At 63.8% G+C, this 23095-nt stretch carries 22 protein-coding genes; 18 read left to right on the forward strand and 4 right to left on the reverse strand.

From position 1 onward, the window contains the following. The 4 genes from ACTCHC_RS04095 to ACTCHC_RS04110 form a co-directional block, all read left to right on the forward strand. Nucleotides 1-630, forward strand: a 630-nt coding sequence (locus tag ACTCHC_RS04095; protein ID WP_463021189.1) for a tRNA pseudouridine synthase B, incomplete at its 5' end; no start/stop codon positions are given. A gap of 66 nt (nt 631-696) precedes the next feature. Beyond that, entirely contained in the window at nt 697-1203 is a 507-nt protein-coding gene (locus ACTCHC_RS04100; protein ID WP_463021190.1) for a DUF1643 domain-containing protein, read from the forward strand. Nucleotides 1204-1335: 132 nt separating this feature from the next. Then, nucleotides 1336-2283, forward strand: a complete 948-nt coding sequence (locus ACTCHC_RS04105; protein ID WP_463021191.1) for a calcium-binding protein — start codon at nt 1336-1338, stop codon at nt 2281-2283. 65 nt (nt 2284-2348) lie between these two features. Further along, on the forward strand, nt 2349-2657 hold the full coding sequence (locus ACTCHC_RS04110) for a DUF5665 domain-containing protein (protein WP_463021192.1): 309 nt from the start codon (nt 2349-2351) through the stop codon (nt 2655-2657). Nucleotides 2658-2905: 248 nt separating this feature from the next. Here the strand turns inward: ACTCHC_RS04110 and ACTCHC_RS04115 are convergent, their stop codons facing one another. Continuing rightward, nucleotides 2906-3085: a DUF1674 domain-containing protein gene (locus ACTCHC_RS04115; RefSeq protein ID WP_463021194.1), complete on the reverse strand. Its 180-nt coding sequence runs from the start codon at nt 3083-3085 to the stop codon at nt 2906-2908. Nucleotides 3086-3165: 80 nt separating this feature from the next. On the opposite strand from ACTCHC_RS04115, the gene ACTCHC_RS04120 reads away from it, so the two are divergent. The 11 genes from ACTCHC_RS04120 to ACTCHC_RS04170 all read left to right on the forward strand — a co-directional run bounded on the left by ACTCHC_RS04120 (nt 3166) and on the right by ACTCHC_RS04170 (nt 16479). Continuing rightward, nucleotides 3166-4446, forward strand: a complete 1281-nt coding sequence (locus tag ACTCHC_RS04120; RefSeq protein WP_463021195.1) for an RsmB/NOP family class I SAM-dependent RNA methyltransferase — start codon at nt 3166-3168, stop codon at nt 4444-4446. 140 nt (nt 4447-4586) lie between these two features. Then, nucleotides 4587-6278, forward strand: coding sequence for a heparinase II/III family protein (locus ACTCHC_RS04125; protein ID WP_463021196.1), 1692 nt, complete (start codon nt 4587-4589; stop codon nt 6276-6278). A gap of 19 nt (nt 6279-6297) precedes the next feature. Then, nucleotides 6298-7884 (forward strand): bifunctional phosphoribosylaminoimidazolecarboxamide formyltransferase/IMP cyclohydrolase, encoded by a 1587-nt coding sequence (gene purH / locus ACTCHC_RS04130; protein WP_463021198.1) that lies wholly within the window; start codon nt 6298-6300, stop codon nt 7882-7884. 7 nt (nt 7885-7891) lie between these two features. After that, complete coding sequence (lspA, locus tag ACTCHC_RS04135; protein WP_463021199.1) at nt 7892-8362, forward strand: signal peptidase II; 471 nt, start codon at nt 7892-7894, stop codon at nt 8360-8362. A gap of 53 nt (nt 8363-8415) precedes the next feature. Further along, nucleotides 8416-8928, forward strand: a complete 513-nt coding sequence (locus ACTCHC_RS04140; protein WP_463021200.1) for a DUF3035 domain-containing protein — start codon at nt 8416-8418, stop codon at nt 8926-8928. 84 nt (nt 8929-9012) lie between these two features. Further along, nucleotides 9013-10356, forward strand: coding sequence for a M16 family metallopeptidase (locus ACTCHC_RS04145; RefSeq protein WP_463021243.1), 1344 nt, complete (start codon nt 9013-9015; stop codon nt 10354-10356). After that, nucleotides 10356-11666 carry a M16 family metallopeptidase gene (locus tag ACTCHC_RS04150; protein ID WP_463021202.1) on the forward strand — a complete coding sequence of 437 codons (1311 nt, stop codon included), beginning with the start codon at nt 10356-10358 and terminating at the stop codon, nt 11664-11666. The genes ACTCHC_RS04145 and ACTCHC_RS04150 overlap by 1 nt, the downstream gene beginning before the upstream one ends. A gap of 111 nt (nt 11667-11777) precedes the next feature. Beyond that, nucleotides 11778-13595 (forward strand): DNA mismatch repair endonuclease MutL, encoded by a 1818-nt coding sequence (gene mutL, locus ACTCHC_RS04155; RefSeq protein ID WP_463021204.1) that lies wholly within the window; start codon nt 11778-11780, stop codon nt 13593-13595. Continuing rightward, nucleotides 13592-14761 (forward strand): DNA recombination protein RmuC, encoded by a 1170-nt coding sequence (locus tag ACTCHC_RS04160; RefSeq protein WP_463021205.1) that lies wholly within the window; start codon nt 13592-13594, stop codon nt 14759-14761. The genes mutL and ACTCHC_RS04160 overlap by 4 nt, the downstream gene beginning before the upstream one ends. Nucleotides 14762-14820: 59 nt before the next feature. Beyond that, a complete protein-coding gene (locus ACTCHC_RS04165) occupies nt 14821-15822 on the forward strand; it encodes an LLM class flavin-dependent oxidoreductase (RefSeq protein ID WP_463021207.1) in 1002 nt (333 codons plus the stop codon). A gap of 60 nt (nt 15823-15882) precedes the next feature. Then, entirely contained in the window at nt 15883-16479 is a 597-nt protein-coding gene (locus tag ACTCHC_RS04170) for a glutathione S-transferase family protein (protein WP_463021208.1), read from the forward strand. Here the strand turns inward: ACTCHC_RS04170 and ACTCHC_RS04175 are convergent. Genes ACTCHC_RS04175 through ACTCHC_RS04185 form a run of 3 tightly spaced genes read right to left on the reverse strand, consistent with a single transcriptional unit; the run spans nt 16467 to nt 19029 of the window. Continuing rightward, the gene (locus ACTCHC_RS04175) at nt 16467-17645 is read right to left on the reverse strand and encodes a TIGR03862 family flavoprotein (RefSeq protein ID WP_463021209.1); all 1179 of its coding nucleotides are present in this window, start codon (nt 17643-17645) and stop codon (nt 16467-16469) included. The two genes, ACTCHC_RS04170 and ACTCHC_RS04175, sit on opposite strands and share 13 nt — an antisense overlap. Further along, complete coding sequence (locus ACTCHC_RS04180) at nt 17642-18277, reverse strand: enoyl-CoA hydratase/isomerase family protein (protein WP_463021210.1); 636 nt, start codon at nt 18275-18277, stop codon at nt 17642-17644. Before ACTCHC_RS04180 ends, ACTCHC_RS04175 begins: the two co-directional genes overlap by 4 nt. Beyond that, complete coding sequence (locus ACTCHC_RS04185) at nt 18274-19029, reverse strand: SDR family oxidoreductase (protein ID WP_463021211.1); 756 nt, start codon at nt 19027-19029, stop codon at nt 18274-18276. The genes ACTCHC_RS04180 and ACTCHC_RS04185 overlap by 4 nt, the downstream gene beginning before the upstream one ends. 122 nt (nt 19030-19151) lie before the next feature. Here ACTCHC_RS04185 and ACTCHC_RS04190 point away from each other — a divergent pair, with 122 nt between their 5' ends. The 3 genes from ACTCHC_RS04190 (at nt 19152) to ACTCHC_RS04200 (ending at nt 22852) form a co-directional block, all read left to right on the forward strand. Further along, nucleotides 19152-20651 (forward strand): DUF2125 domain-containing protein, encoded by a 1500-nt coding sequence (locus ACTCHC_RS04190; RefSeq protein ID WP_463021212.1) that lies wholly within the window; start codon nt 19152-19154, stop codon nt 20649-20651. Between the two features lie 94 nt (nt 20652-20745). Next, a complete protein-coding gene (locus ACTCHC_RS04195; RefSeq protein WP_463021213.1) occupies nt 20746-22092 on the forward strand; it encodes a TldD/PmbA family protein in 1347 nt (448 codons plus the stop codon). After that, nucleotides 22079-22852, forward strand: a complete 774-nt coding sequence (locus tag ACTCHC_RS04200; RefSeq protein ID WP_463021214.1) for an inositol monophosphatase family protein — start codon at nt 22079-22081, stop codon at nt 22850-22852. Before ACTCHC_RS04195 ends, ACTCHC_RS04200 begins: the two co-directional genes overlap by 14 nt. Nucleotides 22853-23095 lie beyond the last annotated feature (243 nt).

The raw sequence follows: 23095 nt of genomic DNA on the forward strand, positions 1-23095 counted from the left end.
GAAGTGACCGCCCAAAACGACACCCGGCCCACGGATGACCAGATCAGGGCGGCACTGCCCCGCTTTACCGGCGACATCATGCAGGTGCCGCCCAAGTTTTCCGCCGTCAAGATCGACGGCGAACGCGCCTATAAACTGGCACGCGACGACGAGGATTTCGACATCGCGGCGCGGCCGCTTTACGTGGAAAGCCTTGAATTCGTCGAACGATCCGATGTCGATCACGTGGTGCTGGATATGGTCTGCGGCAAGGGTGGCTATGTGCGCGCCATCGCCCGCGATCTGGGCGAGGCGCTGGGCTGTCACGCCCATGTGCGCGCATTGCGCCGCCTGTGGTCAGGACCGTTTGACGCCGAAGACGGCGTGACGCTGGATCAGGTCGAAGCCCTGGCCCACAGCCCGGATCTGGACGTGCTGTTGCTGCCCCTGGAACAGGGCCTGGTCGACCTGCCCGAACTGCACTGCACCGCCGAAGGCGCAGCGCGGATGCGCAATGGCAATCCCGGCATGGTTCTGACCTCGGACGCAGAATATGGCGACGAGGCCTGGGCCTCGCTGAACGGGCAGGCGGTTGCGGTCGGGATATACAAGGCGGGTGAACTGCATCCCCGCCGGGTCTTCAATATCTGACCCCCTGCCGGTCTGTTGAAACACCCGGCCCTTGCGCGCCCCAGCGTCTCGGGTCAGAACCGGGTCATGATTACCCGCACCCATCTGAAAGGCGATGCCGCCTCGACCGCCGTCTATTCCGATTGCGAAAGGTATCGCTATACACTGACCCGCATATGGGATCCGGCCGGCGCAAAGGCGCTGTTCGTGATGCTGAACCCCTCGACCGCGACCGAGCTCCAGAACGACCCGACGGTCGAACGCTGCGAGCGCCGCGCCCGGGCGCTGGGTTTCGGCGCGTTTCGCGTGACCAATATCTTTGCCTGGCGCGATACAGATCCCAAAAAGATGCGCGCGGCGGCCGATCCTGTCGGCCCGGGAAACGACGCGGCAATACTGGAAAGCGCCCCCTGGGCCGATCAGATTATCTGCGCCTGGGGCACGCATGGCGCGCATCTGGATCGTGGCCCGGCCGTGGCCGCAATGCTGCGTGATACTGGCCTGCCGCTGTTCCACCTGGGGTTGACACAGGCCGGGCATCCAAGCCATCCGCTTTATATCGCCTATACACGTCAGCCCGAACCCTGGCGATAACGACGCCATTAACCGACCGTTAACTATTTGTATATTTTTCAATAGGTTAAATTTCTCCAGCCCTCTATTCTGGCCATGGTGGTGCACATTCGGTCCCTTGGCCCGATGTGCGGTTGAAGCGGGGTAATGGTGATGCTGGGCTTGGCAAGTTTGCTGGGTCTTCTGGTTGTCGGGATGTCTGCGGCCCTGGTCGCAGAACCCCAGCTGACCGAAGATCAGAACGACGATGAAGACACCGATCAGATCGAGGGAACCGAAGACAACGACACGCTTGGCGGCGGCCCGGGCGCGGATTCGATACTGGCTTTCGCCGGGGATGACGTTGCCTATGGCGATCAGGGCAACGATACGATCATCGGTGGCGCGGGGAACGATCTGCTGGATGGCGCATCGGGCGACGACCGGCTGTCGGGCGGGGATGGTACCGACGATCTGCGCGGCGATTATGGCGATGACACACTGCATGGCGGCGCAGGCGACGATACCCTGCTGGGCCAGGACGGTGATGATGTCCTTGACGGCGGCGCCGGTGATGACCGGCTGATTGGCGGGGATGGTGCCGACTGGCTGTCAGGCGGCACGGGCAACGATGCGCTGGCCGGTGGGCTGGGCGATGATGTTCTCATCGGGAATGACGGTGCCGATATCCTGAATGGCAATCAGGGCAATGATACGATCATGGGCGTCAATCCGCACGAGGACGGATTTGCCGACGACGGCGACGGCGATTACCTGAATGGCGATACCGGTGACGATATCCTGATATTGGGCACGGGCGACTTCGCAAGCGGCGGCGAGGGCGCCGACAGCTTTACCCTGGGTGACTGGATTGATCAGGGCCCGTCCAGAATCGCCGATTTCGACCCGGATGAAGATGCGCTGGTCGTCATGTATGATGACGCGGTGCATCCCGACCCCCTGCTGTCATGGGAACCATCGGCTCAGGATTCCGACGGCATAGTGCTGCTGATGGACGGATTGCCTCTGGCTGAAATCAGCGGAACCAGCGGGCTGGATCTGACGCGCATTGCGCTGGTCGCACAAAGCACCGTTGCGACACAGATGGGTCTGGCCGCCTGAGCGGCCCTTGGCGTTACGGGGACAGAAGACTAGGTTGAATACAAACAATATGAAAAGGTAACCGTGTGACACCCCCGCCTGACCCCGACCATGCCTTGCAATCCGAACTGGCGGCCTTGCGCCGCCAGGTCGAGCTTCTCAACGGTCACCGTTTCTTGCGGGTACAGAATTCGCTGTGGCGGATGATGGGGTATAATTTCATGCGTGGCCTGGCCGTGGGGCTGGGCACCGTCGTGGGCGCGACGATCCTGGTATCTGTGGCCGCATATTTTCTGGCGCAGATCAACTTCATCCCGATCGTCGGCGATTGGGCCGCAATGATCGCACAGGAAATACAGGTCAACCGCATGGAGCCGGAGCCCGTTCAGCCCTGACATACGAATGTTTGCCCGGCCTTATCGGACCAGCCCCCCAGGACACCCATCCCTTGGCACTGCGCGCGCCCTGAAGCCCTGGATTTGAGTTGGAGCAATTCATACGAGGCGCGCATGTCGCGCCAGGCCAGAAGGTCGCTGCATAGGCGGCTCCGCTGCCTGCGGCGCGAGTATTTGCACCAATGAGATGCAGGTTTATTCTTGGCAAAAATACCCGTTGTCACCACGCAAAGTGCAAACAGGACGGATCAGAAATCCACCGCGATGCCCTTGCGTTCCCAATCGCCGAACCGCACGGGTTCAGGTCCGTCGCGCCCGCCAAGCTCCTTGGGAAGGGTCAGCTTGGCAGCAGCCCTGCGCCGCTCCTCGGCCTCGGCCAGGGCGCGGCGGGCGGCGGGTGGAAGGTCGTCATGGGGCTTGTCGGTCATTGGTCTGCCTGCTTGTGGGGCGATGGCCCTTGATATACGGCCAGTGCGGCGGGCGGCAAGGTCGGAAGGACAAAAGACAGATGGCAGAGGGTTTCGATCCGGCGCGGGGGGCTGCGGCGCAATTGCTGACACTGGTGGTTCAGGACCATCGTCAGATGGGCGATCTGACAGGTGACGACGGCCCGCTCGTGGCGTTGGAACCTTCTGCACGGGCCCGTGCGCAACGGCTGGCCCTGTCCTGCCTGCGCCATATGGGGCGTGCCGATGCCCTGTTGACCCCCTTGTTGCGCCGCCCGCCACCGCTGCCGGTGCGCAACGTGTTGCGGCTGGCGGTGGTCGAAATGCTGGAAGATGGTGCGCCCCCGCATGGCGTTGTCAATGCCGCGGTTGCCATTCTGCGCAGCGCGCAGAAAACCCAGCATGCGACCGGCCTGGCCAATGCCGTCCTGCGCAAACTGGCGGAAACGCCACCCGAGACCTGGGCCGCCCTGCCGCCCCAGCGCCTGCCGGGATGGTTGCGTGGCCGACTGGAAAGCCGCTATGGCCGCGCCGGTGTTCTGGCGATCGAGGCCGCCCATGCCAAGGGCGCCCCGCTGGATCTGACCCCGAAAGATGGCGACGCAGCCGCATTGGCGGGGGCGGTGGGCGGTATGGTTCTGCCGACCGGCAGCGTTCGCATCACCGGATCGGTGCAGGTATCGGCCCTGCCGGGTTATGACCAAGGTGCGTGGTGGGTTCAGGATGCCGCCGCCGCGATTCCGGCGCGGCTGTTGGCGGCATTGCCGGGCGAACGGGTGCTGGACCTATGCGCTGCGCCGGGCGGCAAGACCATGCAACTGGCGGCGGCGGGGGCAGATGTCACCGCGCTGGATCTGTCGGCGCGGCGCAGTGCCCGGTTGGAGGAAAACCTTGCGCGCACCGATCTTTCGGCGCGGCTGGTCATCGGCGATGCACTGACCTGGCAACCGGATGCACCGTTTGATGCCGTGTTGCTGGATGCCCCCTGTTCGGCGACCGGCACCATCCGCCGCCATCCCGATCTGCCTTTCGCAAGGTCATCGGCCGAGATCAAGCCGCTTTTCGCCCTGCAGGCCGGGATGATCGACAAGGCGTTGGCGTTGCTGAAACCTGGCGGGCGGCTGGTATTCTGCACCTGCTCGCTGTTGCCCGAAGAAGGCGAGGCGCAAGTTCAGGCCGCCATATTACGGCATCCGGGACTGGCGGTTGAACCCGCCACAGCGCCCTGGATCGAACCCGCGTGGCACGATCCGCTTGGCGGTTTGCGGCTGCGCCCCGATTTCTGGTCCGGGCGCGGCGGCATGGACGGATTCTATATTGCAATGCTGCGGAAACCCGCCTGAGGGCTTGTATTGCACGGTGACAGTTCCAGGGTCGAGAGTTATGGTTGCCCAAGAGCAGGATCACCCGCCACAAGAGCAGAACCTTTTCCATGTCAGCCCGTTCGCCTTTTGAAACCCTGATCTCCGGGCAGAGCGGCTGGATGAACATCTTGCATGCGCGTCTGAGCACCCTGGCGCGTCCGGCCACCGCGTTTACATCGCAACCGGAGCCGCGCTCTATCGGTTCATTCGCCCGTGGCCGGCAGTTGATCGGCGGAAATTTCCTGTTTGCGGGTGCGCTGGTCGAGGCCAGCGGAACAGATATCTGGGATCTTTCCATGCCATCGGTCGCCTTCGAACAGGCATTGCACGGGTTTACCTGGCTGGATGATCTGGCTGCGGTCGGGGATGGCGCGGCGCGGATACATGCGCAAGGCTGGACGATGGCATGGATTGCCCATTTCGGGCGCGGACGCGGGCCGGGCTGGACGCCGAACCTGACCGGACGGCGGCTGATCCGTTGGATCAATCACGCGATCCTGTTGCTGAACGGGCAGCAGAAACAGGCCTCGCAGGCGTATTTCCGGTCACTGGCGCAGCAGACCAATTTCTTGTCGCGCCGCTGGCGCAGCGCCGCCCCCGGCCTGCCGCGCATCGAGGCGCTGACCGGGCTGATCTATGCCGGGCTGTCGCTGACAGGGATGGAACGGCATGTGGCCCCGGCCGCCAAGGCGCTGGCCCGCGACTGCCGCCGACAGATCGACGATCAGGGCGGCATCCCGACCCGAAATCCAGAAGAATTGCTGGAAGTATTCACCCTGCTCAACTGGGCCGCCGCCGCGCTGTCGGGGGCCGGCCGGATGACCCCCGCGGATATTGTCGGCGCGATTGAACGCATCGCTCCGACCTTGCGCACCCTGCGCCATTCCGATGGCGGACTGGCGCGCTTTCACGGCGGGGGGCGCGGGGCTGAAGGCAGGCTGGATCAGGCCCTGGCCAGTTCTGGTGTGCGCGGTGGCGGCCGCGCGGGGCTGGCCATGGGCTATGCCCGGCTGTCGGACGGGCGCAGCAGCGTGATCGTTGATGCCAGCGCCCCGCCTTCGGGGGCGGCTTCGGTGGCGGCGCATGCCTCTACCCTGGCGTTTGAACTGACTTCGGGGCGGCGGCCGGTCATTGTCAGTTGCGGTTCAGGTGCAAGTTTCGGCGCGGATTGGCGCCGGGCCGGGCGGGCGACGCAATCGCATTCGACCCTGTCAATCGATGGCTATTCGTCATCGCGGCTGGGCGGTGTGGGGCAGGAAACACTTGTTGAAATCCCTGACGATGTCGGGCTAGAGCATAGTGCCGGTCCTGGCGGGCAAAGCCTTACCGCCTGGCACAACGGCTATGCTGTGACACATGGGCTGGTGCATGCCCGCAGGCTGGACCTGTCCGCCGATGGCAGATCGCTTGTGGGCGAAGACACGCTGGGCGCCTTTACCGCCCCCCAGCGCCAGGCCTTTGACGCCGCGATGGACCGGGCAAGGCTGGCCGGCATCCCCTATTCGCTGCGGTTTCATCTGCACCCCGATGTGGATGCAGCGATTGACATGGGGGGCAGCGCGATATCGCTGGCCCTGCGCAGCGGCGAGATCTGGGTGTTTCGCCATGACGGCCATGCCGAATTGCGCCTGGAACCTAGCGTTTACCTTGAATCGGGCCGGTTGAAGCCGCGGGCGGCGCGGCAGATCGTGCTGTCGGCGCGGGTTCTGGATTATGCGGCGCAGATCAACTGGACGCTGGCCAAGGCACAGGATACACCGCAGGGCGTCCGGGATCTGGTGCAGGATGACGACACCCCCGGCAGTGACTGAACCAAAGCAGGATTGCCTAATGACCGACCTCGTGCCCATCCGCCGCGCGCTGATCTCCGTTTCCGACAAGACCGGGCTGGTTGAATTCGCCCGCGCGCTGAACGCGCGGGGGATCGAGCTGTTGTCAACCGGCGGCACCGCCAAGGCCCTGCGCGAAGCCGGGCTGAGCGTGCGTGACGTGGCCGATGTCACCGGCTTTCCGGAAATGATGGATGGCCGGGTCAAGACCCTGCATCCGGCAGTGCATGGCGGGTTGCTGGCGCTGCGCAACGATCAGGAACATCTGGCGGCGATGCAGGCGCACAAGATCCCCGAGATCGACCTGCTGGTGGTCAACCTTTATCCGTTCGAGGAAACCGTCGCAAAGGGCGGCGATTATGCCGATTGCATCGAAAATATCGACATCGGCGGCCCAGCGATGATCCGGGCGGCGGCGAAGAACCATGAATTTGTCACCGTCATCGTTGATGTCGCGGATTATCATCCGCTGCTGGCGGAACTTGATGCCAATGACGACCGCACCAGCCTGGCCTGGCGCAAGCGACAGGCACAGATCGCTTATGCCCGTACGGCGGCCTATGATGCGGCAGTGTCCACATGGATGGCGGCCGCCATCGGCGAGACGACCCCCCGCCGCCGCTCCTTTGCCGGCACGTTGGCGCAAAGCCTGCGTTATGGCGAGAACCCGCATCAGTGTGCCGCCTTTTACACCGATGGATCAGCGCGCCCCGGCGTCGCCACCGCCAGACAATGGCAGGGCAAGCAGCTGTCCTATAACAACATCAACGACACTGATGCGGCGTTTGAACTGGTCGCCGAATTTGCGGGCAAGGGCCCGGCCTGCGCGATCATCAAACATGCCAATCCCTGCGGCGTGGCCACCGGCAAGACCCTGAAAGAGGCCTATCAGCGCGCATTTCAGTGCGATCAGACTTCGGCCTTTGGCGGGATCATCGCCCTGAACCAGCCGCTGGACGCCGCCACGGCCGAGGAGATCGCCGGCATCTTTACCGAAGTGGTGATTGCACCGGGGGCCGATGACGCGGCCAAGGCCGTATTTACGTCCAAGAAGAACCTGCGCCTGCTGACCACCGACGGCCTGCCCGATCCGGTCGCGCCGATCCTGACCTTTCGTCAGGTCGCCGGCGGGTTTCTGGTGCAGGACAAGGACAATGGTGCGGTGCTGCCCGCCGATCTTCAAGTCGTCACCAAGCGCAGCCCGACGCAGGCAGAACTGGATGACCTTCTGTTTGCCTGGAAGGTGGCCAAGCACGTGAAGTCGAACGCGATCGTCTATGTCAAGGATGGCGCCACCGTCGGCGTGGGCGCGGGACAGATGAGCCGCGTCGACAGCACCCGTATCGCCGCGCGCAAGGCCCAGGACATGGCCGATGCGCTTGGCCTGGCCGAACCGCTGACCCGGGGCTGTGTCGTGGCGTCGGATGCATTCTTTCCCTTCGCCGATGGATTGCTGACCGCAGCCGAGGCCGGGGCCACCGCCGTTATTCAGCCCGGCGGATCGGTGCGCGATGCCGAGGTCATTGCAGCCGCCGACGAGGCCGGTCTTGCGATGGTGTTCACCGGCATGCGCCATTTCCGGCACTGAGGTCCGCATGCGCCGTTTCGTCATCGCCGCCGTTCTGACGTTGCTGGTTGATCAGATCAGCAAATATGTGGTCGTGTTCGGGTTGAACCTGCATCAGCGGCTGGCGCTGGACGTGATCCCGCCCTTCCTGAATTTCCGCATGGCGTGGAACAGGGGTGTCAATTTCGGCCTGTTTTCGCATGATGCCGATATCATGCGGTGGGTGCTGGCGGGTATTGCCGTCTTGATCGTGGCCGGGCTGACCATCTGGGCGGCGCGGGGGCAGCACCGGCCCGTGGTGATGATATCGGCGGGGATTCTGGCCGGGGGCGCATTGGGCAACGCGATCGACCGAGCCTTGCTGGGGGCGGTCGCCGATTTTCTGAACATGTCCTGTTGCGGCATCACCAATCCGTTTTCGTTCAATATCGCCGATGTGGCGATCTTTGCGGGGGCGGCGGGGGTGGTGCTGTTCTCGGGGCGCGACAAGACCCCGTGACGTATCGCGGCGCTTGGGTTAAACAGGCCCGGCAAGGGCGAAGGAGTGCAAGCATGCGTTCAGCACGCAAAATAGTCGTGATCGGGCTGATGTCCGGTCTGGTGCTGGCAGGCTGTGGCGGCAGCGACCGCGGGCTGATGAACCTGCGCCGTGGCAACACGCCCGACGAATTCGCCATCCTGCCGACCAAACCGCTGGAAATGCCGCAAGACGTCGCAGCCTTGCCGCCGCCGACACCAGGCGGCACCAACCGCACCGATCCGAACCCTGAAACGGATATCGTTGTTGCGCTGGGTGGCAGGCCGGGGCGGGTGGGCGCCGGCGGGGATCCTGCGCTGATGGCGCAGGCAACCCGGTTCGGCATCAGCGCTGATATCCGCCAGACGCTGGCCGCCGAGGATCAGCGATATCGCCAGCAGAATCATGGCCGGCTTCTGGAACGGCTGTTCGGCACATCGGTTTATTATTCGGCCTATCGCAAGCAGTCGCTGGATCAGCGCGCCGAATGGGATCGCTGGCGTGCCGCCGGAATCCGCACCGTTGGCGCGCCACCGCCCGCCCCCTGACGGCTGTTCACGACCGCGTATGCGGGGTTGAACGACCTGAGGTTAAGCGTAGGTTAAACCCGAGATTTGGCGGAGGTGTCGTTGATGTTGCGTCTTGTCGGGCTTTGCGTTGCGCTTGTGGCCCTTTTTTCGGCCCCGGCATATGCCGACAAGGCGACCACATTCACCCTGGACAATGGCATGCAGGTCGTGGTGATCGAGGATCATCGCGCGCCTGTCGTGGTTCACATGGTCTGGTACAGGGCCGGATCCGCCGACGAGCCGGCAGGAAAATCCGGCATTGCCCATTTTCTGGAACATCTGATGTTCAAGGGCACCGATGCCTATCCGGCGGGCGAGCTGTCGCGCATCGTCGAGGCGAATGGCGGATCTGACAATGCCTTTACCACTTGGGATTACACGGCTTATTTCCAGCGCGTCGCCGCCGATCGGCTGGATCTGATGATGGCGCTTGAGGCCGACCGGATGACCGGCCTGCAATTGACCGAGGCCGATGTTGTCACCGAACGGCAGGTGATTCTGGAAGAGCGCAGCCAACGCACCGACAATGATCCCGGCGCGTTGTTCGCCGAACAGCGGCAGGCGGCGCAATATCTGAACAGCCGTTATGGGGTGCCCATCATAGGATGGCGCGCCGAAATGGAGGGGCTGACGCGCGATGACGCCTTGGCGTGGTATCGCAGATATTATGCGCCCAATAACGCGATCCTCGTTGTGGCAGGCGACGTGTTACCCGACCAGGTGCGCGAACTGGCGCAACAGTATTATGGGCCGCTGAAGGCCAACCCCGCGCTGACGCCCCGCCAGCGACCGCAAGAACCGCCACAACTGGGCGAGCGCCGCCTGACGCTGTCGGATGCACGTGTATCGCAGCCCTATGTGATGCGCACCTATCTGGCGCCGGAACGCGATCCCGGCGATCAAAGCCGTGCGGCGGCGCTGACCTATCTGGCCAAGCTTCTGGGGGGGGATGGCGCGACATCGGTTCTGGGCGAAAAACTGGTCTTTGATACCAATACGGCGGTTTATGCCGGATCCTATTACAGCGGGATGTCGATCGACGACACGACCTTTGGGCTGATCGTGGTCCCTGCCGAAGGCGTTTCGTTGCAGCAGGCCGAGGACGCCATGGATGCCGCGGTTGCCGAATTCCTGGAAACCGGTGTCGACCAGACCCGGTTCGATTCGCTGAAAATGCAGCTGCGCGCCGCCAATATCTATGCCGATGACAATATTCAGGGGCTGGCGCAACGCTATGGCGCGGCCCTTGCCTCGGGGTTTTCAATTGAAGATATCGAAGCCTGGCCGCAGGTGCTGGAAAATGTCACGCCGCAGGATGTCATGGATGCCGCACGCGACATTCTGGACAGGCGCAACGCCGTAACCGGCTGGCTGATGCGCGCCGACCCGAGCGAGGTAACCCAATGATGCGTTTCGTGTTTGCAGGCCTGTTTTCCTTGATCCTGGCCCTGCCTGCCGCAGCTGCGGTGGATGTGCAGCAGGTCCGCTCGCCGTCAGGCATCGACGCCTGGCTGGTCGAAAGCCATGACATACCGTTTGTCGCGCTTGAAATCAGGTTCAAGGGCGGCGCCAGCCTGGATGCACCCGGCAAGCGTGGCGCAATCAACCTGATGACGGGGTTGCTGGAAGAAGGGGCCGGCGCGCTGAACGCGCGGGAATTCGCCACCGCGCGCGACGCTTTGGCAGCAAGTTTCGGGTTTGATGTGAACGACGATGCGCTGTCGGTTTCAGCAAAATTTCTGACCGAAAACCGTGACGCCGCCATTGATCTTCTGCATCAGGCACTGGTGGCACCGCGTTTTGATCCCGATGCCATTGAACGGGTGCGCGGGCAGATCGCCATGGCGATCCGCTCCGAGGCCACCGATCCCGGCAAGATCGCCGGGCGCAAATTCAACGCCATGGCCTTTGGCGACCACCCATATGGCACATCGGAAAACGGCACCCTTGATAGCCTGGCCGCGCTGACGCGGGATGACATACTTTCCGCCAAGGATAGTGTGATTGCACGTGACAGGCTTTATGTCGCGGCGGTTGGCGACATAACCGCCGATGATCTGGGCCAGTTGCTGGATCGTCTTTTCGCCGGATTGCCGGCGACCGGCGCCGCGATGCCCGGCCCGGCTGACTATCAGTTGCACGGCGGAGTGACGGTGGTGCCATTCGATACCCCGCAATCGGTGGCCGTGTTCGGTCAGCCCGGCATCGACCAGGACAACCCCGATTTCTTTGCCGCCTATGTCCTGAACGCTGTTTTGGGATCGGGAGGCTTTTCGTCGCGCCTGATGCGCGAAGTGCGGGAAAAGCGTGGCCTGACCTATGGCGTGTATTCCTATCTTTACCCGATGGATCATGCCGCGCTGATCCTGGGACAGGTTGCGTCCGGCAATGGGCGGATCGCCGAAGCCATAGAGGTGATCCGGGCCGAATGGCAACAGGCGCAGGCCCAAGGCATTACCGAGACAGAACTGGAGGCGGTCAAGACCTATCTGACCGGCGCCTATCCTTTGCGGTTCGATGGCAATGGCAATATTGCCGATATTCTGGTCGGAATGCAGTTGCAGGGGAAAGGCGTGGATTATCTGGTGCATCGCAATGACATGATCAATGCGGTGACGCTGGAGGATGTCAGCCGGGTGGCAGCCCGGTTGCTGAATGCTGAGGCATTACATTTCGTTGTGGTCGGCAAGCCGGAAGGGCTGAGTTCGACGAACTGACCGCAAAGGCGATTTTTCTGCGAAAAATCGCGCCTTCGGCAAGGGTATTTGCGCCAAGAATAAGGCCAACATGCATGGTCGAATCGCGAGCAGCATGCTAATTGTTGTGGCATGAATGCGTTGGACCCCCAAATAAGCACAAAACGACCTGTCATCCGACAGCTGGACGAGGCGGCGGTCAATCGCATTGCGGCGGGTGAGGTGGTGGAGCGGCCGGCCTCTGCAGTCAAGGAACTGGTAGAGAATGCGCTGGATGCGGGCGCGCGTCGGATCACGGTGGAATATGCCGATGGCGGCAAGACACTGATCCGCGTCGCGGATGATGGCTGCGGCATGGATGCGCAGGACTTGCCGCTGGCGCTGGCCCGTCACGCCACATCGAAGATCGACGGATCCGACCTGCTGGATATCCACACATTCGGGTTCCGGGGCGAGGCGCTGCCGTCGCTGGGCGCGGTGGGGCGGCTGAAGATCACCTCGCGCGCGGGGGATGATGCGGCAGAAATCGCGGTGGCGGGCGGGGCAATGACGGCGGTGCGGCCCGCGGCGCTGAACCGTGGCACGGTGGTGGAACTACGTGATCTGTTCTATGCGACCCCGGCGCGGCTGAAGTTTCTGCGCACCGACCGGGCCGAGGCGCAGGCGATCGGCGATGTCGTCAAGCGGCTGGCGATGGCCGAACCCTTTGTCGGCTTTACGTTGCGCGATCTGTCGGGGGGCGAGGCGCGTGTCGTCTTTCGCGCCGATCCCGAAAGTGGTGATCTGTTCGACGCGCTGCATGGCCGTCTGGCGCGGGTGCTGGGCGCGGAATTTGCCGAAAACGCGCTGCGGATCGATGCGATGCGCGATGGTTTCCATCTGACAGGCTATGCCGCGCTGCCGACCTATTCGCGCGGCTCGGCGGTGGCGCAGTATCTGTTCGTCAATGGCCGCCCGGTGCGCGACAAGCTGTTGATCGGCGCGTTGCGCGGCGCCTATGCCGATTTTCTGAGCCGCGACCGGCATCCGGCGGCGGTGCTGTTCGTGGATTGCGACCCGCATCTGGTCGATGTGAACGTGCACCCGGCCAAGGCCGAGGTGCGGTTCCGCGATCCCGGGCTGGTGCGCGGGCTGATCGTATCGGGGCTGCGCCATGCGCTGGCCGGGGCCGGGCACCGGGCGTCATCGACGATTGCCGGTGAAACGCTGGGCGCGATGCGGGCCGAACCGTTTGGCCCCGCACGGATCTATCAGATGGATCGCCCGTCGGCGGGGGCGCTGTCGCGGTCCTATGCCGCGCAGGCGCCGCAATTTGCCGAGGCCGCAGCGCCCTTTGCCCGGGTCGAGGATGTGGTGGAACAGCCCGGTGATCTGCCGCTGGGCGCGGCCCGGGCGCAGGTGCATGAGAATTATATCATCGCCCAGACCGCCGACGGCATGGTGATCGTCGATCAGCACGCCGCGCATGAGCGGCTGGTTTATGAGCGGCTGAAACGACAGATGGGCGAAAACGGCGTGGCGGCGCAGGCGCTGCTGATCCCAGAAATTGTCGAAATGTCGGGCGGTGATTGCGCGCGCCTGCTGGAGGTGACGGGCGATCTGGCCCGGCTTGGGGTCAGTATCGAACCCTTTGGCGCAGGCGCGATTGCGGTGCGCGAAACCCCGGCGGTGCTGGGGCAGATCAACGCCGATGCCCTGTTGCGCGATATTCTGGACGAGTTGGACGATCAGGGCGACAGCACCCTGGTGCAGGCAAAGATCGAGGCGATCCTGAGCCGGATGGCCTGTCATGGCTCGATCCGCTCGGGCCGCCGGATGCGGGCCGAGGAAATGAACGCTCTGCTGCGCGAGATGGAGGCGACGCCGCATTCGGGCCAGTGTAACCACGGGCGGCCCACCTATGTGGAACTGAAGCTGGCCGATATTGAAAAGCTGTTCGGTCGCAGATGATCCAGATCGGCACCCAATCCTTCGCGTTCAGCGACCCCGTGGTGATTGCCATCCTGATGGGTTCGGGGATCATGGCCTTGATCCTGATCCTGCTCTTCGTGACGATGGCGCGGGCCGGGCGGTCGGCGCGGCTGGCCGAGCCGCTGGTATATCAGATGGATCAGGTCGGGCGGTCGGTGCAGATGCTGTCGGACGGGCAGCAGCAACTGACCGGCGGGCTGACCCGCGTGGCCGAGGCCCAGGCCGCATCCCAGACCAATATGCTGCACCTGATGGAACAGCGCCTGGCCGAGGTCAGCCGGGTGATGGGCGAAAACCTGCAAGGCACCGCTACCCGCACCGCGCGCAGCCTTGGCGATCTGCAACAGCGGCTGGAAACCATCGACAAGGCGCAGGCCAATATCGAAAAGCTGTCGGGCGATGTGCTGTCCTTGCAGGATATCCTGTCCAACAAGCAGACGCGCGGCGCGTTTGGTGAAATTCAGCTGCATGACATCGTGCTGAAGGCGCTGCCCAAAGACAGCTATTCGTTGCAGGCAACGCTATCGAACGGCAAGCGCGCCGATTGCCTGATCCATCTGCCCAACCCGCCCGGCCCGATCGTAATCGACAGCAAATTCCCGCTAGAAGCCTATGAGGCCCTGCGCAACGCCAAAACGGAACGCGATCTGGCCGAGGCCGCGCGGTTTCTGCGCACATCGGTGCGCGCGCATATCAAGGCGATTTCAGACAGATACATCATCGAAGGCGAAACCGCCGATGGCGCGCTGATGTTCCTGCCATCCGAGGCAGTCTATGCCGAACTGCATTCCAATTTCCCCGAACTGGTGCGCGAAGGGTTTGATGCCCGCGTCTGGATCGTATCGCCGACCACCTGCATGGCCACCCTGCACACGATGCGGGCGATCCTGAAAGACGCCCGGATGCGCGAACAGGCCGGCGCGATCCGCAAGACGCTGAAGATGCTGCACCGCGATGTGGAAATGGTCGTGGAACGGGTGGACAAGCTGAACACCCATTTTTCGCAGGCGCGCGCCGATCTGGACGGGATCGGCACCGCCGCCGAACGGGCGGGAAAACGCGCCGCACGGCTGGACAATTTCGATTTCGAGGAATTGTCGCCCGAAGAAACCGCCACCGTCCTTCCTCTGTCCAAACGCGACTGACCCTTTCCTTTGTGCCGGGCAGGCCCCACATTACCGGCAACAACAGACAGGCCCTGCCGATGATCCCTTATTCCCTGCTTGATCTTGCCCCGATCCCTGAAGGGGCCACCGCCGCCGATGCGCTGGCCAATACCGCCGATCTGGCCCGCCATGCCGAAGACTGGGGTTACACCCGATACTGGCTGGCCGAACATCACAACATGACCGGTATCGCCAGCGCGGCCACCGCGATTCTGATCGGCCATGTCGCCAGCGTGACCAAGACGATGCGCGTGGGCGCAGGGGGCATCATGCTGCCCAACCATGCGCCGCTGATGGTGGCCGAACAGTTCGGCACGCTGGCCACGCTGTATCCGGGCCGCATTGATCTGGGGCTGGGCCGTGCGCCGGGCACGGACGGGCCAACCATGCAGGCCCTGCGCCGCGGGATGCGGGCCGAAGACACGTTTCCGCAGGATGTGGGCGAACTGATCACCTATCTGGGCGATGCCGATCCGCAGGCCCGTGTGCGCGCCATTCCGGGCATGGGCACGCATGTGCCGGTGTGGATATTGGGGTCGTCGCTGTATGGCGCGCAACTGGCCGCGCATCTGGGGTTGCCCTATGCCTTTGCATCGCATTTCGCGCCGCAGGCCCTGGAACAGGCGTTCGAGGTTTATCGCCGCACCTTCCGCCCTTCGGCCCAACTGGACAAACCGCATGCGATGATGGCGATCAACATCTTCGCCGCCGATACCGATGCGGCGGGGGCGCGGTTGCAAACCTCGATGATACAGGCCTTTGCCAATCTGCGGGCCGGGCGGCGCGGGCCATTGCCGCGCCCGGTGGATGATATCGGATCGGTTCTGCCCTATCCGGTGGTGGCGGGTGTGATGCAATCGCTGTCCTGTTCGGCGGTGGGGGCGCCGGATACGGTGCGCGCGCAGCTGTCCAGCCTGATCGACAATTTTCAACCCGATGAGGTGATCCTGTCAGGCCAGATCCACGATCCTGCCGCGCGCATCGAATCCTTTCGCATCGGTGCACAGGTGATGCAGGAACTGGGCGCTGTGCCGGCCTAACGGGACTTGCACCGCGCCGCATTCGGCGGGATGATCGGCGCGCGATAGGGGGGAACCATCATGTATACCGTCGTCGGCCATGCCAATACGCGCGCCCTGCGGGTTTTGTGGATGCTGGAAGAACTGGGCCAGCCCTATGACATGGTTCCCGCCCTGCCGCGCAGCGAAGAGGCCCTGAAATTCAACCCCACCGGCAAGGTGCCGGTCTTGTTGGTTGATGATGCCCCGATCATCGATTCCGTGGCGATCCTGACCTATCTGGCCGATCACCATGGCGCGCTGACATGTCCCGCCGGAACAGTGCCGCGCGCCCGCCAAGACAGCCTGACGCTGTTGATCCTTGATGAGATCGAGGGCCTGTTGTGGATGTCGGGGCGGCACAGTTTCGCGCTGCCTGCCGAACACCGGGTGCCCGCAATCAAGGACAGCCTGCGCTGGGAATTTGCCCGCAACATGAAACGTCTGGTGCCCCGAATGGGTGACGGGCCGTTCCTGATGGGCGATCAGATGACGGTGCCCGATATATTGCTGACCCATTGCGTGATCTGGGCCAGGCGCGCGCGGTTCGACATAGATGAACCTGTCGTGGCCGATTATGCCGCGCGCCTGATGACGCGGCCCGCGTTTTTGCGCGCCCAGGCGCATCAGGCAGAATAACGCGCCGCCGCCTGCCCCGCCCACAGACCCGTTGCCAGACAGGCAGTCAACAGATAGCCGCCTGTGGGGGCCTCCCAGTCCAGCATCTCGCCTGCGCAGAACACACCCGGAACGGCGTTCAGCATAAGCCCGGCATCCAGCCCGTCGAACCGCACCCCGCCGGCGGTCGATATCGCCTCGTCCAGCGGGCGGGGGCCGGCATGGGCAATGGGCAGCGCCTTGATCAGCGCGGCCAATGCGGCGCCTTCGGGCAGGGGGCGGCCGAATTCCATCAGCAGTGCGATCTGCGCGGGATGCAGGCGCAGCACCTTGCGCAGGTGATTGGACAGGCTGGCCTTGCCGCGCGGGCGGGCCAGTTGATCGGCAATGCGCGCGACGTTCCAATCCGGCATCAGGTCGATCTGCAACGCAGCCCCGTCGCGCAGCGCGCGCGACAGCGTATAGATCGCGCCGCCCTCAACCCCGCGGGCGGAAATCACAAACTCGCCCCGCACCGTTTTGCCCCCGGCGGTCAGGGCAGTGCCTTTTACGGGCTGGCCGAACTGGCGCGCCATCGCTTCAGACCAGTCCACGATCAGGCCCATATTCGCGGGCCGGAACGGCGCCAGCGGCACACCCCGCGCGCCCAGCAACCCGGCCCAGTGCCCGTCCGCCCCCAGCCGCGCCCAGCTGGCCCCGCCCAACGCCAGAACGGTGACAGCCGGGCGCAATGCCACCGCGCCATCCGGCGTGTCAAAGGTAACGGCATCGCCCTGCCAGCCGGTCCAGCGCCAACGGGTGCGCAATTCCACCCCCAACCCATCCAGCCGCCCCATCCACGCCCGCAACAGTGGTGACGCCTTCATCACACGCGGAAAGACGCGGCCAGTGCTGCCGGTGAACACATCCTGCCCCAACCCGCGCGCCCAATCCTGCACCTGCGCCGGGCCGAATTGTTTCAACATCGGGCCCAACGGGCGGTCATCGCCATATTGCGCCAAAAAGCGGTCAGCGGGTTCGTCCTTGGTCAGGTTCAGGCCCGATTTGCCCGCCATCAAAAACTTGCGCCCGGCGGATGGCTTTGCCTCGGCCAGCAACACCCGCCGCCCGGCCTGTGCCAGCGCCTGCGCCGCCATCAGCCCGGCAGGCCCCGCGCCGATCACCAGCGCATCAAGGGTATCGGTCATCGCCGCACGGGCGGCTGGCCATTGCACATTGCCTTGATCGCGGCGCGGTTTTCGGGCTGGGCGGCCATCGCATCCGTGGACAGGGCCACAATTTCATCCTGCATCGCATCGCCCGGCACGATCCGGTCGATCAGGCCGAACATCAATGCCTCATCCGCCGTCAGCTTTGCCGCCCCCATCAGGATCAGCTTGGCCCGCGCGGGCCCCACAAGGGCCGCCAAACGGCCCGGATCAGACGGCTGCGGCAGGAACCCCAGCTTGATCGCGGGGTAAAAGAATTTCGCCCCCGGCACCGCTAGCCGCAGATCACAGGCCAGCGCCATGCCGAACGTGCCCCCCGCCAGCGTGCCATTCAGCGCGGCAATCGTCAGACAGGGCAAGGCCGCCAGCCGGCCAGACACGCTTTCCCAGATCGGGTCGGTGGCCAGCCCGGCATGGGCCTCTTCCAGATCGGCCCCGGCGGAAAACACCTTGCCGGTGCCCGTCAGCACCAGCACGCCGATATCGGAACTGGCGGCCTGTTCAAAGATTTCGTCCAGCCGCCCCAGCATCGTGCGGGTCAGCGAATTGGCCTTGTCTGGCCGGTTCAGCGTGACGGTCCAGCGGCCCCCGTCGATATCAAGCCCGATCATGCGATGACCCCCACGCGTTTTCTGATGTTTTCATCCCGCAACGAAACCTCCTGTCCGATAAATTCATCCGCATCCGGCCCGCACATCCAGACCAGCGCGCGGCCCACCCATTGGGGCGGGATATGCGCCGACCAGTCCAACTGGCTGACCCGGTTCACCCCGCTGGCGCGGATTGCCCGCTGCATATCTGTGGCCACGGTTCCGGGCGACAGGCCCATAGCCCGGATGCCAAGGGCGCGATATTCCAGATCCAGCGACCGGGTCAACATCGCCACACCCGCCTTGGCGGCGCAATATTGGCTCCAGCCCTGCATCGGGGCGTGGGCCGCGCCAGAACTGACAGTCAAAACCGTGCCGCCCTGCGTGGCAATCATGCCGGGCAGCACGGCGCGCATGCCGTGAAACACGCCCTTCAGATTGATGTCGATCGCGCTGCCCCATATGGCCGGGTCCGCCATATGTATCGGCGCAATCGGTTCAATGACCCCGGCATTGTTGATCAGAACATCCACCGGCCCGAACCGGGCCACAGCTTGTGCCACGGCATCTTGCATGGCCGCGAAATCGCTGACATCGCAGCCCAGTGCCACTGCGCCCGGCCCGATTTCAGCCGCCAAGTCCTGCATCGCGGGCAAATCGCGCGCCATCAGCGCCACCCGGGCACCAGTCGCGGCAAAGCACCGCGCCGCCGCCGCGCCTATCCCACGGCTGGCTCCTGTGATCACCACGTGTTTCTTCGCGATTTGCGCCATCGCCCGCCCCTGTTCAGCCCGCAGATATTCCCCACAAACAGCTTTGTGATCCCACCCTACCCTTGACCCTGACCGGACGAAAGCCGAAGCTGTTAGCGAGTTATCCAGTTAGGAAAGTTTCCATGACCTATCGCCGTTTATGCGCCGCGGCCGCCCTTTGGGTCGGCGCAATGACAGCCCCCGCCGCCTGGGCCGATGTAACAGCCCGGCAGGTCTGGGAACAGATGCAGGACTTCAGCAAGGCGACAGGGCAGTCGCTGAGCGGAACCGTGACGCAAAAAGACAAGGTTCTGACGGTTCAGGGCGCGGCTTATTCCGTAGAGCAACCCGATATGCAGGCCCGCGCCAGCATCGGCACCATCACCTTGACCGAAAGACGCGACGGGACAGTCGAGATCACCCTTCCCGCCGAATATCCGATGACAGTCAGCGCTGCCCCGCAAGATGGCAAGCCTTTCAGCATGTCCGCAATCGTGACATTGGACCGGCCTGTCGTGATCGCCAGTGGCACGGGCGCCGTGACGAATTACGATTTTGACGCCAGGCAGATAACCCTCAGCATCCGCGAACTGGATCTGGACGGAGAGCCGGTCAGCGCCGACATCAGGATGGGCCTGTCGATGCTTGAGGGCAGCTATGCCTTGACGAAGGGATTGCATTACGAGGCCACAGCCAACCTGCGCGCCCAGAAGGCAACCATCGGCGCCGATGTCGCCCCGCCAGAACAAGATGGCCATGTTAGCTTTGTGGCCGGACTGGAAAACATGGTCATGAAATCGCAGAGCGAATTTCCGGCGACCGACGGTTCCGGCGATTTGGGCAAAATGCTGGAATCCGGCCTGATCACCGATGGATCGCTGCGATATGATGGCGCGCAATTGCAGGCCACTTCCGATATTGACGACAAACCTTTCTCGCTGGAAGGCAGCAATTCAGGCGGCACGCTGTCTTATGCGATGAACGATCAGAACATCACTTATGGCGGCACTCAAACCGGCATTAAACTGGCCGTTTCAGGCGCTGATCTGCCGTTGGCACAGATCAAGGCGAGCATTCAGGACACGGCATTCAACATAAAACTGCCCACGGGGCAAACCGACGAACCCGCAGCCTTTGGCCTGCTGACGACACTGCGGGGCATTGCCCTGGATGATGCCGTCTGGGCCCTGATCGACCCGCAGGCCATGCTGCCCCATGATCCGGCGACGCTGACATTCGATCTGTCGGGTATCGCCCGCCTGTTTGTCGATGTGTTCAACCCGGACGCGCTTGCCGATCTGGATGGGCGCGCCGGCGAATTGCACCAGCTTACGATCAATGACGTGGAGTTGAGCGCCGCAGGCGCCAGCCTGACCGGCAGCGGCGCATTCACCTTCGACAATTCCAACCCGTCGGAACCATTCCCGGTACCGATCGGCAGTGCAAGCCTGCGGCTGACAGGCAGCGATACGCTGCTGGACCGGCTGACGAAGATGAAGGTGATCGAGCCGTTCATGGCAATGACTGCGCGGTCAATGCTGAAAAATTTCGCCCAGCCAGGTGAGGACGACGACACAATGACATCCGAAATCACCGCCACGCCGGATGGTCAGATTCTGCTCAATGGGCAGCGTATCCGCTGAATGCAGGATCGAATGCGGGTGTCCGGGTGGCAGCGGCACTTGCCGATGGGCGGCATTTGGCAGTAAGCCAGCCTGACCAAATGAAAGCCCCCGGATGACCGACAGTCTTGCATCCCTGACCGATCAATTGTTGCATGCCGCCCGCAAGGCGGGGGCAGATGCCGCTGATGCCATCGCCGTGGCCGGCACCTCGCTTAATATTGATGTGCGCAGCGGGGTTCTGGAACAGGCCGAACGCTCGGAAGGCACCGATATCGGTCTGCGGGTTCTGATCGGGCAACGGCAGGCCTGCGTCTCGGCCTCGGATACGCGCGCGCAAACAATCGCCGAAATGGCGGCACGTGCCGTCGCCATGGCGCGCGAGGCGCCACAGGATCCATCCGTCGGGCTGGCCGACCCCGGCCAGATCGCCCGCAACTGGGATCTGGCCGCGCTGGAACTGGCCGATCCCGCCGACGAACCCGCCCCGGCGGCATTGCAAGACGACGCTCGCCGGGCCGAAGCTGCGGCCCTGTCCTGCAAAGATGTCACGCAGGTCCAGGCTGCCTCGGCGGGCTACAGCCGCAACCATGTTCACCTGGCCGCCAGCAATGGCTTTTCGGGCGGCTATTCGCGCACCAGCCGCGATATTTCCTGCGTCGCCATTTCGGGCAAGGCAGGCGGGATGGAGCGCGACTATGCCGCCGAATCCCGTGTCTTTCAGGCCGATCTTCCAGATGCAGCCATCGTCGGCCAGCTGGCTGCCGAACGGGCTGTCGCACGGGCCGGCGCGCGGCGGCCCAGGACCGGCCATTATCCGGTCCTGTTCGATGAACGTATCGCTTCCTCGCTGATCGGCCATCTCTTGTCGGCCATCAACGGCGTGGCAATCGCGCGCGGGGCGTCATGGCTGCGCAATGCCATGGGTGAGCCGGTTCTGCCGGATGGGCTGTCGCTGATCGAAGACCCGCATCGCCCGCGCGCCACCGGATCGCGCCCGTTTGATGCCGAAGGGTTGCCGACAATGCGGCGCGCGATCATCAACAACGGTGTGCTGACGGGGTGGACACTCGATCTGGCCACAGCCCGCCGCCTAGGCCTGTCCAGCACCGCCAATGCCGCGCGCGGCACATCATCGCCGCCCACGCCGTCGGCTGGCAATGTCACGCTGACACCGGGGCAGTACAGCCGGAACGATCTTGTCACGCAGATGGGCACCGGGCTGTTGGTTACGTCGCTGATCGGCAGCACGATCAACTCCAATACCGGTGATTATTCGCGCGGCACGTCGGGGTTTTGGGTTGAAAACGGTCAGATCCGGCATCCGGTCAACGAATGCACGCTGGCGGGCAACCTGCGCGACATGCTGCGCGGGCTGATCCCGGCCAATGATGCCCGGCCGCATCTGTCCAGGCGGGTTCCCAGCCTGCTGATCGAAGGGCTGACCCTTGCCGGAGAATGATCTCGCCCTGCTGACCGATGCCGCCCTGGCCGCAGGCGACATCGCCGTCAAATTCTGGCGCAACAGCCCGCGAACCTGGTACAAGGCCGGACATCAGGGCCCGGTAACCGAAGCCGACATCGCCATCGACAGCATGCTGCGCGCCAGGCTGATGGCCGCCCGGCCAGATTATGGATGGCTGTCGGAAGAAACGGCCGATACCGCGGCCCGCCTGTCCAATCGCAGCAGTTTCGTCATCGACCCCATCGACGGCACCCGTGCCTTCATCGAAGGCGACCGCACGTTCGCCCATTCGCTGGCGGTGGTCCGGGATGGGGCCGTCACCGCAGCCGTGGTCTTCCTGCCGCTGCGCGACAAGCTGTATGCCGCACAACAGGGTATGGGGGCCACGCTGAATGATGCGCCTATCCGGGTAACCGACCGTGCCGCGCTGGACGGCGCCGATCTGCTGATCGCCCGCGCGGCGCTGGAACCTCAGCACTGGTCGGGGCCCGTCCCACAGGTTCAGCGCCACCTGCGACCCTCGCTGGCCTATCGGCTGTGCCTGGTTGCCGAAGGCCGGTTCGACGCCACTCTGACATTGCGCGACAGCTGGCACTGGGACACCGCAGCTGGCAGCCTGATCGTCACCGAATCCGGCGGCATGCTAACCGACCGGCATGGGGCACAGATGCCCTTCAATACACCCAGCCCGCTGTCACGGGGCGTTGTGGCCGCCGGTCCGTCCCTTCATGCGCTGGTCATAAAGCGGCTCGCGTGACCTGCCATTCCGAAATCGAATGATACAGCTGTCACAAGGTGTTCTGACCCCGCCGCCAGACCTGCCTCTGTCCCGCTCATCTTGTAGCGCGGTTGCACCGAATATGTCAGCATGCCTCCGGCGGGGATATTTATGCGAAAAAGAAACACAAGAATGCGCCCCGCTTCACATTCGGAAACGGGGCGGCTTCTCTTTCGGCGGTCATCGGCGTCCCCGCCTGTACCGCAGGAGCAGATCATCCGA

The organism is Actibacterium sp., from assembly GCF_055134745.1.